1 protein-coding gene is annotated in these 276 nt (G+C 46.0%); it reads left to right on the top strand.

The features are described from left to right. Positions 1–276, top strand: a 276-nt coding sequence (locus tag N8L39_RS09325) for a hypothetical protein (RefSeq protein WP_261039381.1), incomplete at both ends; no start/stop codon positions are given.

The following is a 276-nucleotide window of genomic DNA, read 5'->3' as shown; positions in this document are numbered from 1 at the left end:
CAAGTTATGCTGGAGGTTTAATTGCAAATAATGGAGCAACAGGAGTTATTTTAAATTCATACGCAACTGGAGTAGTCGCAGCTATCGCAGCAGATGGTGCTGCCGGCGGGACTGGAGGAAATGGTGGAAATGCATCTGCAAGCACGGGCATCGGAGGTACTGGTGGTATTGGAGGTGCATCAGGTATTGGTGGTCCTGCATATGCCGGTGGACTTGTGGCAAATAATTGGAATATTTCAAATACAATCACTACTAGTTATTCTACGAGTGCAACTG

Origin of the sequence: Streptococcus mitis, from assembly GCF_946190285.1 — a bacterium.
GTDB classification, from domain to species: domain Bacteria; phylum Bacillota; class Bacilli; order Lactobacillales; family Streptococcaceae; genus Streptococcus; species Streptococcus mitis_CP.
This window is presented reverse-complemented; position numbering and strand designations above follow the sequence as displayed.